Genomic DNA, 7,093 nt, shown 5'->3' with positions numbered 1-7,093 from the left:
CCCCCCCCCCCCCCCCCCCCCCCGCCGCACTCCCCGCACCTTCTAGTCGAAACTGAGAGATTCCGTGTTCGACTTCCTCGATCTCGAACGGTACGACCTGTTCGGGGTGTTCTGGACGACGATCCAGCTGACCTTCTTCTCCGCGGTCGGCTCGCTCATCTGGGGCACCATCCTGGCGGCCATGCGGGTCAGCCCGGTCCCGATCATGCGGGCCTTCGGCACCGCGTACGTCAACCTGCTCCGCAACACCCCCCTGACCCTGATCATCGTCTTCTGCTCGCTCGGCCTCTGGCAGACGCTGGGCATCACGATGTTCACCGACGGCTCGACCGAGCCGACCTCCTTCCGCCTGGCGGTCCTCGGCTTCGTCGTCTACACCTCGACCTTCGTCTGCGAGGCCCTGCGCTCCGGCATCAACACGGTGCCGGTCGGCCAGGCCGAGGCGGCGCGCGCCATCGGGCTGCCCTTCACCCAGGTGCTCGGGCTGATCGTGCTCCCCCAGGCGTTCCGCGCGGTGATCGCGCCGCTGGCCAACGTCCTGATCGCCCTCACCAAGAACACGACGGTCGCCGCCGCCATCGGTGTGGCCGAGGCGTCGCTCCTGATGAAGGAGATGATCGAGAACGAGGCGCAGACCATTCCGATCGCCCTGGTGTTCGCCCTCGGATTCATCATCCTCACTCTGCCGATGGGTCTGTTCCTCGGCTGGGTGGCCAATCGCGTGGCGGTGAAGCGATGACCAACCTGTCCGTCCTCTACGACGCTCCGGGGCCTCGTGCCAAGGTCCGCAACGCGTTGCTGGCCGTCCTGTTCATCGCCGCTCTGGCCCTCGTGGCATGGGTGACGATCGATGCCCTCAACGACAAGAACCAGCTCGACGCCGATAAGTGGGACCCGTTCGTCTCCGACTCGCGCGTGTGGTCGACCTACCTGTGGCCGGGCCTCCAGGAGACCTTGAAGGCGGCCTTCCTCTCGCTCCTGATCGCGCTCCCCCTCGGCGCGATCCTGGGCATCGGCCGCCTGTCGGACCACTGGTGGATACGGCGCCCGTGCGACGTCGTCGTCGAGTTCTTCCGCGCCCTCCCCGTCCTGCTGCTCATGCTGTTCGCCAACGAGGCGTACTTCCAGTGGTCGAACGTGGAGCGTGACGACCGGGCGCTGTACGCGGTCGTGACCGCCCTGGTGCTGTACAACGCCTCGGTGCTCGCGGAGATCGTCCGCGCCGGTGTGAAGACGCTGCCCACGGGCCAGCACGACGCCGCCCGCGCGATCGGTATGCGCAAGGGGCAGACGATGACCATCATCCTGCTGCCGCAGGCCGTCACCGCGATGCTCCCGGCGATCGTCAGCCAGCTCGTCGTCATCGTGAAGGACACGACGCTCGGCGGCGTCATGCTGGGCTTCCCCGAACTGCTCAGCAACTCCCGCCTGGTCTCGACGAACTACTCCAACACCATCGCGGCCTACACGGTCGGCGCGGTGATCTTCATCGTGCTGAACTTCCTGCTCACCTTCTTCGCCTCCTGGCTGGAGAAGAAGATCAGGCGCGGCAAGCGCGGCACGGGCGCGACGGTGACGGCCGCTCCCGGCGGTCCGGACCCGTCGGCGCCCTCGCAGCTGACGGCGACGGTCGCCGGAGGATCAGCTCGATGACGTGCGGGTGAGGGACAGCTCCAGGTTGTCTCCTGATCGACTTGACGCGTGATCACCGACTGGGTTGCACTACGTCCTGTGCTGCCCGTGATCATCGCCGGCGCGGGCCCCACAGGGCTCGCGCTGGCGCATGCCCTGGCCGGGTACGGCGTCCCGTCCGTCGTCCTCGACGGCGCGGAGGCGCCCCCGGCCACGCGTCCGGCCCGCACCTGCGTGCTGGCCGGTGACACCCTCGGGTGGACGGATCTCCCGGGCGTGGCACGGGAGGCCGCGCCGTGGACCGGCTGGCGGACCACCCATCGCGGACGGACGCTGGCGGCGGAGGAGTTCCCCCCGGACGGCGCGCCGCGCCATCTCCCCCAGCACGTGCTGGAGACCGCGCTCCGCGCGGCCGTCGCGGAGCGGGACCTGGTCCGGATCGTTCCCGACCACCGGCTGACCGACTACGAGCAGCGCGGGAGCGAGGTGGTCGTCCACACCGTGCGCCGGGCGCCGGAGGGCCTGCGGGCCCAGGCGAGGACCCTGCGCGGCAGCCACCTCGTCGGCTGCGACGGCGCCCGTTCCACCGTCCGCAAGCTGATGAACGTGCCCTTCCCCGGGCGCACCGGCGTCGAACGGTACGCGGTGGCCGCACTCCGCGCCGAACTGCCCCGGCCCGGCGAGGCGGGCCTGCACCAGGGCCTTTCCTCGGGCGAGGTGACCGTGCGCCCGCTCAGCGGCGGACGCTGGCGGCTGGACTGGCCGCTCCCCGCCGACGGCACGCTCGTCACCCCGGAGACGATCCTCGACCGCGTCCACGGCACGCTCGCCGCCTGGCACGACGGCGAGATCCCGCCATATGAGCTGCTCGACAGCGGCGTCCACCTCTGCCACCAGCGCCTGGCACGCCGGTGGCGCGACGGGCGGGTGTTCCTGGCGGGGGACGCCGCCCATCTCCTCGGCGCGCTCGGCACGCAGCAGGTCGCCGAGGGGCTGCGGGACGCCGCGAACCTGGCGTGGAAACTCGCGGTCGCCTGCCACGACGGGTACGCCGAGTCGCTGCTCGACAGCTACGAGGCCGAACGCCGCACCCTCGTGGCGGCCCGGCTGCGGGCCGTGGACCAGGCACTGCCGCTGGTACGCGGCGGCGGGCTCACCGCCCGTCTGACGGGCCGGGGCCGGAACCGTCTGACACTGCTCTCCGACGCCCACCTGGGCCAGGGCCATCTGGGCGCGCCCCCGGTCCTGGGCGCCTCGCCCATCGCCTGCGAGCCGCTGCGGACGCTGCCGTCCGCCACCCCGCCGGGCGCACAAGCCGCCGACGTGCCGGTGATAGCGCTCGACGGGACGCGTACGCGGCTGCGCGAGCGGCTGGGTGGTCCGCTGCTCCTGGTCCTGACCGCGCCGGGCGCGGGTGTCTGGGACGCCAAGCACTGGCTGCGGGCCGGCCTCATGCCGGACCTGGCGGCGGCCGCCAGGTCCCTGCCCCTCCCGGCCGAACTGCTGGTCGCCGAGAACTACCCCGGAGCGGGCCCCCACACCCTGCTGCTGGTCCGCCCGGACGGCCATCTCGCCGCCGCCGTACCCGCAGGGGACCACGAGTCCCTGACCATGTGCGCACGCACGCTGCGCGGCACCACAGCGCCCGAGGTCTCCGCTTCGTCCGCAGATCCCGGGAACGGACGCTCCCCGCGCCACATTTGAGCCCAGGGCGGCGCCCCCCGGACAGGCAGATCGCCTTCGTACGCGTCGCGGACAGACGGCGCACCTGAGGCCGTCCCCGGAGGACATCCGGCCGCTGGCGTCTTCCGGTGCGTACGCCGGCAAGGCGCGGGTGCGCGGCTCGTACCGGGCGTTCCGGTGACGCGGCGACCGCGCGTGCCCGGGGCCCGCCAAGGCCAGGGAGGGAGCCGCGAGCAGGACAGCCCTTCAGAGGGCCCCGGTACCTTCCTGGGCGCGCTGCCCGGACAGCCACCTGGCCAGGGCCCGGCCCTCATCCGGCCCGCTCGCACGACCGGTCCCCTGCCGCGTACACGCCTCGGCCGGCCGCATGCCTCGTTCGGACCCGGCACCGGGAGACCCGGTTCGCGCCGGGCAGGCGACAGGGCCGGCATCACAGTCGGCCGCACGGCCGCCGACCGGTCCCGCGCCGGGTCAGGCGTCGTCGGCGAAGTACTGCTCGACCGCTTCGCCGTCCTCGCCCTCCTCCTCCAGGGCCCGCCTGACCACCCGGAGGGCGAGGCCCTGGGAGTAGCCCTTGCGGGCCAGCATCCCGACGAGCCGCCGCATGCGCTTCTCCCGGTCGAGGCCGCGCGTGGCGCGCAGCTTCCGGTCGGCCAGCGCCCGCGCGGTCGCTTCCTCCCGCTCGCTGTCCAGTTGTCCCACGGCCTCCTCGATGACGGCCGGTGCCACCCCCTTGCCCCGCAGTTCCTGGGCCAGGGCCCTGCGGGCGAGACCGCGCCCGTGGTGCCGCGACTCCACCCACGCGTCCGCGAACGCGGCGTCGTCGATGAGCCCGACCTCCTCCAGGCGGTCGAGCACCGCGGCGACGGCGTCCTCCGGCACGTCCTTCGCCCGCAGCGCCTCGGCCAGCTGCCGCCGGGTGCGCGGCGAACCGGTCAGCAGCCGCAGGCAGATGGCCCGCGCCCGCTCCACCGGGTCACGCGGGGCCGGGTCCTGCGCCCCCTCCCGGCCCCCGCCCCGGTCCCGGCGGCCGGCCGGGGCCGCGCCCCGGGACCCCGCCGCACCGGAAGCGGAGGACGGAGGGGAACCACCGTCGTGCGCCGCGTACTCCGGCCATTCACTGCGCCGGGTCATGGATCAGCTCTTGGCCGCCGCTGCCGCCACGGGCTTGGCCGCCCGGGACGTCTTGGCCGCCGGAGCGACCGCGGGCGCGGTGGCCGGTGCGGGAACGGCCGGTGCGTCCGCCGCCGCGTCCTTGCCCGGCTCCTCCCCGGCCTCCCCGGCCTTCGGTCCGATGCCGAGCTTCGTCTTGATCTTCTTCTCGATCTCGTCGGCGAGGGCCGGGTTGTCCCGCAGGAAGTTGCGGGCGTTCTCCTTGCCCTGGCCGAGCTGGTCGCCCTCGTAGGTGTACCAGGCGCCGGACTTGCGGATGAAGCCGTGCTCCACCCCCATGTCGATCAGCCCGCCCTCACGGCTGATGCCGACGCCGTAGAGGATGTCGAACTCGGCCTGCTTGAAGGGCGGGGCCACCTTGTTCTTCACGACCTTGACGCGCGTGCGGTTGCCGACCGCGTCGGTGCCGTCCTTCAGCGTCTCGATACGGCGGATGTCCAGCCGCACCGAGGCGTAGAACTTCAGCGCGCGGCCACCCGTCGTCGTCTCGGGCGAGCCGAACATGACGCCGACCTTCTCGCGGAGCTGGTTGATGAAGATCGCCGTGGTCTTGGACTGGTTGAGCGCGCCGGTGATCTTCCGCAGCGCCTGGCTCATGAGCCGGGCCTGGAGGCCGACGTGGGAGTCGCCCATCTCGCCCTCGATCTCCGCGCGCGGCACCAGGGCCGCGACCGAGTCGATGACGATCAGGTCGAGGGCGCCCGACCTGATGAGCATGTCCGTGATCTCCAGGGCCTGCTCGCCGTTGTCCGGCTGGGAGAGGATCAGCTGGTCCACGTCCACGCCGAGCCGCTTGGCGTACTCGGGGTCGAGCGCGTGCTCGGCGTCGACGAAGGCGACCGTGCCCCCCGCCCGCTGGGCGTTGGCCACCGCGTGGAGGGTGAGGGTCGTCTTGCCGGAGGACTCGGGGCCGAAGACCTCGACCACCCGGCCACGCGGCAGCCCGCCGACGCCCAGGGCCACGTCGAGGGCCGTGGAACCGGTGGGGATGATCTCGATCGGCTCGTTCGGCCGCTCCCCCAGACGCATCACCGCGCCCTTGCCGAATTGTCGTTCAATCTGTGCGAGTGCGGCGTCGAGCGCCTTCTCGCGGTCCGTACCTGCCATGGGTGCCACCCGGTCCGTCTGATTCGATCGCTTCACATCCACGGACGCTAGCGCCTGGCACTGACAACCGGCGTACTGACGCCGCCAGGCACCGTCCCGCACCCCCCATGAGAATGGCTGTTCGATTTTCGTGTCAAGCGAGCGCCGCAGCCTGTGGATAACCCGGAAAGCGCAGGTCAGACGCCCTATCTAAGGCGCTGAGGCACGTCCATGGCCGTACAGACGACCCGCCATACATCCTTGGCGTCCCACCCGGCGTCGAGTGCCTCACACACGGTCCGGCCACCCAGTCCGGACATCACGTGGTCCCGGGCGAAGGAGTCCGCGTACGCCGCCCCGAAGTGTTCCGTCATCCGCTGCCAGAAGTCCGTCAACCGCATGGGCCAAGTATCGCGCCCCCTATCCGCCCAGCGCCCGCGCACCCGCGGTGACGGCGACCGCCACGGCCACCACCAGCAGGAACGGCGCCCGCAGCAGCAGCGCGACAGCCGCCGCCCCCACCCCGGCCGCCCGCGCGTCCAGGGTCAGGCCCCCCGTGCCGTCGTCCACCGTCTGGAGGGCGGTGAGCGCCGCGAGCAGCGCGACCGGCAGCAGGGCGGCCAGCCGCCGGACACCGGGCCGTTCCAGCGCCCCCGCGGGCACCGAGAGGCCGAGGAGCTTCACCAGGTAGCAGCCGACCGCCGTCACCGCGATCGCCGTCCAGACCGCCATCACACCGCCTCCGTTCCCGCGTCCGCGCGCGTGTCCACTCCGGATGCCCCTGGCACGCCGCTCCCCCCGCGGCGGCCGGTGGCCAGCAGCGCCAGTGGCGCGGCGAGCCCGGCGACCAGGACCGGCACCCCCGCCGGGAGCAGCGGGAGCCCGGCCAGGGCGAGGAGGACGGCACCCGCCGCCGCGGCCCGTTCGGTCGTGCCGCGCAGCATGGGGGCCAGCAGGGCGAGGAAGACTGCGGGCCCGGCAGCGTCCAGGCCCCAGGCCGCCGGGTCGCCGAGCGCACCGGCGCCGAGCGCGCCCGCCAGGGTCGTCAGGTTCCAGCACAGGTAGAGCGTCACGCCGGTGACCGCGAAGCCGATCCTGGCGGACGCGCGGTCCCGCTGGGCGAACGCGACGGCCGACGTCTCGTCGATCACCCACTGAGCGGCCAGGGGGCGGAGCCACCGCGGCAGCCGCAGCAGCGCCGACAGCCGCAACCCGTAGAAGCAGTTGCGCAGGCCGAGGAAGAGCGCGCCGGCCGCCGCCGTGGGCGCCGAGCCGCCCGCCGCGAGCGCGCTGACCAGGGCGAACTGGGAGGCGCCGGTGAAGGCGAACAGGCTGAGCGCGCACGCCTGGGGGACGCTGAGACCGCTGGAGACGGCTGTCACGCCGAAGGCGAACCCGGACAGTCCCACGGCGAATCCGACGCCCGCCGCGTCGCGCGCCACCGGTCTCGCCGCACGGCCCGGCGGGGGGCGCTCCTGTCCGTCTGCCACCGAGTTCTCGATCATGCCGGTACGTTAAC

General features: G+C 72.8%; 8 protein-coding genes. 3 read left to right on the top strand and 5 right to left on the bottom strand.

All coding sequences use genetic code 11. The features are described 5' to 3' along the window. Positions 1 to 64 precede the first annotated feature (64 nt). The 3 genes from ACL02R_RS27130 to ACL02R_RS27120 all read left to right on the top strand — a co-directional run bounded on the left by ACL02R_RS27130 (position 65) and on the right by ACL02R_RS27120 (position 3,336). A complete protein-coding gene (locus tag ACL02R_RS27130; RefSeq protein ID WP_412799595.1) occupies positions 65 to 739 on the top strand; it encodes an amino acid ABC transporter permease in 675 nt (224 codons plus the stop codon). Next, complete coding sequence (locus ACL02R_RS27125) at positions 736 to 1,653, top strand: amino acid ABC transporter permease (RefSeq protein ID WP_412799594.1); 918 nt, start codon at positions 736 to 738, stop codon at positions 1,651 to 1,653. The genes ACL02R_RS27130 and ACL02R_RS27125 overlap by 4 nt, the downstream gene beginning before the upstream one ends. Positions 1,654 to 1,731: 78 nt before the next feature. Beyond that, positions 1,732 to 3,336, top strand: a complete 1,605-nt coding sequence (locus ACL02R_RS27120; protein WP_412799593.1) for an FAD-dependent monooxygenase — start codon at positions 1,732 to 1,734, stop codon at positions 3,334 to 3,336. A 450-nt stretch (positions 3,337 to 3,786) separates the two neighbouring features. Here the strand turns inward: ACL02R_RS27120 and recX are convergent, their stop codons facing one another. From recX to ACL02R_RS27095, 5 genes are all read right to left on the bottom strand, one after another. After that, positions 3,787 to 4,449: a recombination regulator RecX gene (recX, locus tag ACL02R_RS27115; RefSeq protein ID WP_412799592.1), complete on the bottom strand. Its 663-nt coding sequence runs from the start codon at positions 4,447 to 4,449 to the stop codon at positions 3,787 to 3,789. 3 nt (positions 4,450 to 4,452) lie between these two features. Continuing rightward, on the bottom strand, positions 4,453 to 5,595 hold the full coding sequence (gene recA, locus ACL02R_RS27110; protein ID WP_412799591.1) for a recombinase RecA: 1,143 nt from the start codon (positions 5,593 to 5,595) through the stop codon (positions 4,453 to 4,455). Between the two features lie 185 nt (positions 5,596 to 5,780). Next, the gene (locus ACL02R_RS27105) at positions 5,781 to 5,975 is read right to left on the bottom strand and encodes a DUF3046 domain-containing protein (protein WP_362968385.1); all 195 of its coding nucleotides are present in this window, start codon (positions 5,973 to 5,975) and stop codon (positions 5,781 to 5,783) included. Between the two features lie 19 nt (positions 5,976 to 5,994). Continuing rightward, positions 5,995 to 6,306 carry an AzlD domain-containing protein gene (locus ACL02R_RS27100; RefSeq protein ID WP_412799590.1) on the bottom strand — a complete coding sequence of 104 codons (312 nt, stop codon included), beginning with the start codon at positions 6,304 to 6,306 and terminating at the stop codon, positions 5,995 to 5,997. Next, complete coding sequence (locus ACL02R_RS27095; RefSeq protein ID WP_412799589.1) at positions 6,306 to 7,079, bottom strand: AzlC family ABC transporter permease; 774 nt, start codon at positions 7,077 to 7,079, stop codon at positions 6,306 to 6,308. The genes ACL02R_RS27100 and ACL02R_RS27095 overlap by 1 nt, the downstream gene beginning before the upstream one ends. Between the last annotated feature and the right edge of the window lie 14 nt (positions 7,080 to 7,093).

Origin of the sequence: Streptomyces sp. MS19 (genome assembly GCF_047200595.1) — a bacterium.
In the GTDB taxonomy this organism is placed as follows: domain Bacteria; phylum Actinomycetota; class Actinomycetes; order Streptomycetales; family Streptomycetaceae; genus Streptomyces.
Note: the sequence above shows the minus strand (reverse complement) of the source record. Positions and strands in the feature narration are given on the sequence as shown.

Excerpts from the sequence above, each read along its gene's own strand:
- ACL02R_RS27125 (WP_412799594.1), top strand. The coding sequence starts at position 736 with ATGACCAACCTGTCCGTCCTCTACGACGCTCCGGGGCCTCGTGCCAAG.
- recX (WP_412799592.1), bottom strand. The coding sequence starts at position 4,449 with ATGACCCGGCGCAGTGAATGGCCGGAGTACGCGGCGCACGACGGTGGT.
- recA (WP_412799591.1), bottom strand. The coding sequence starts at position 5,595 with ATGGCAGGTACGGACCGCGAGAAGGCGCTCGACGCCGCACTCGCACAG.
- ACL02R_RS27105 (WP_362968385.1), bottom strand. The coding sequence starts at position 5,975 with ATGCGGTTGACGGACTTCTGGCAGCGGATGACGGAACACTTCGGGGCG.
- ACL02R_RS27100 (WP_412799590.1), bottom strand. The coding sequence starts at position 6,306 with ATGGCGGTCTGGACGGCGATCGCGGTGACGGCGGTCGGCTGCTACCTG.
- ACL02R_RS27095 (WP_412799589.1), bottom strand. The coding sequence starts at position 7,079 with ATGATCGAGAACTCGGTGGCAGACGGACAGGAGCGCCCCCCGCCGGGC.